1 protein-coding gene is annotated in these 1486 nt (G+C 59.6%); it reads left to right on the forward strand.

All coding sequences use genetic code 11. The features are described 5' to 3' along the window. Positions 1-124: 124 nt before the first annotated feature. A complete protein-coding gene (locus tag DIE23_RS38955) occupies positions 125-1447 on the forward strand; it encodes an IS5 family transposase (RefSeq protein WP_124618184.1) in 1323 nt (440 codons plus the stop codon). The last annotated feature ends 39 nt before the right edge of the window (positions 1448-1486 follow it).

Consider the following 1486-nt stretch of genomic DNA (forward strand, 5'->3'; position numbering starts at 1 on the left):
TAGTCGACCATGAACAATCGTGAGCGCCTTATGTGGCGTGGTTCCGAACGCCAAATGAGGTTGTGAGAATTGCAGGGTACAGGCATATTGACGCGTGAACCCTGCAAATTTCAACGAGGTGCGGATGGGTCCAAAGACGCCTGTGACGGAGGGAGATTTCTTCCGACACCCGCTGCGTGAACAGATCAACTTGAAGCATCCGTTGGTCGGTTTGGCCGATCTGATCAACTGGGATCGGTTGGGTGCATCAATGAGCGAGAGCTTCGTTTCACGCAAGGGCCGGCCGGCCACCTCGCCAAGGCTGATCGCCGGCCTGCTGTATCTCCAGCATGCGTTCGACCTGTCCGACGAAGAAGTCGTCTGGCAATGGGTGGAGAACCCGTATTGGCAAGTGCTCACTGGCGAGACGTATTTGCAGACCGAGCCGCCAATCGACCCGTCGAGCCTGACGCGTTGGCGCAAGCGGCTGGGTGAAGCCGGTGTTGAAGAATTGTTGGCCGAGACGATCGAAGCCGCTAAGCGCGCGGGTGTGATCAAGGCCGTCAGCGTGAAGCGCGTGATTGTCGACACGACAGTGATGCAGAAAGCGATCGCTCACCCAACCGATTCGCGCTTGCTTGAACGGTGCCGTGAACATCTGGTGAAGGTCGCGGCGCGGCACGGATTGAAGCTACGGCAGAACTACAACCGCGAGGCGCCGCGCTTGGCCAGCCAGATCAGCCGCTACGCGCATGCCAAGCAATACAAACGAATGAGGAAGGCGCTGCGGACGTTGCGCTCGCGCGTTGGACGGGTGATGCGTGATGTGGAGCGTCAGCTCGATTCGGTGGCCGACACCGGGCGCACCGCGCTGCAGGAGTTGATTGGTCGCACGAAGCGCATCCTGTCGCAAAAGCAGAAGGACAAGAACAAGCTGTACGCGCTGCATGCGCCGGAAGTGGAATGTTTGGCGAAAGGCAAGGCCCGCACGCCGTATGAATTCGGTGTGAAAGTGTCGATCACCACGACGCACAAGGAAGGCCTGGTGGTCGGCGCCCGCTCGATGCCGGGCAACCCATACGACGGTCACACACTGGCTGAAGCGTTGGAGCAGGCAGCGATCTTGAGCGATGTGAAGCCGGAAGTTGCCATTGTCGATCGCGGCTACAAGGGTGTCGCCGTCGAAGGCGTGAAGATCTATCACCCGGGATTGCGGCGCGGTATCACGCGAGGGCTGCGCGCGATGATTCGCAGGCGAAGCGCGATCGAACCTGCCATCGGTCACATGAAGGCGGACGGCAAACTTGATCGGAACTGGCTCAAAGGCGCGCTCGGCGATGCGATGCACGCGGTGCTGTGCGGCGCCGGCCACAACCTGCGAATGATCCTCAGGAAGCTGAGGCTTTTTTACGCCCTTGTTCTGATCACTTTGATCAACCGCTCGACGGCTACCGTCGTCGCGGCATAACAGCCAGAGTCGCACAAAACGAATTATTCAGGCCCGACT

This window comes from Burkholderia sp. Bp9143, assembly GCF_003853645.1.
Taxonomy (GTDB): domain Bacteria; phylum Pseudomonadota; class Gammaproteobacteria; order Burkholderiales; family Burkholderiaceae; genus Burkholderia.

Coding starts and splice junctions, on each gene's coding strand:
- DIE23_RS38955 (WP_124618184.1), top strand. CDS start 125: ATGGGTCCAAAGACGCCTGTGACGGAGGGAGATTTCTTCCGACACCCG.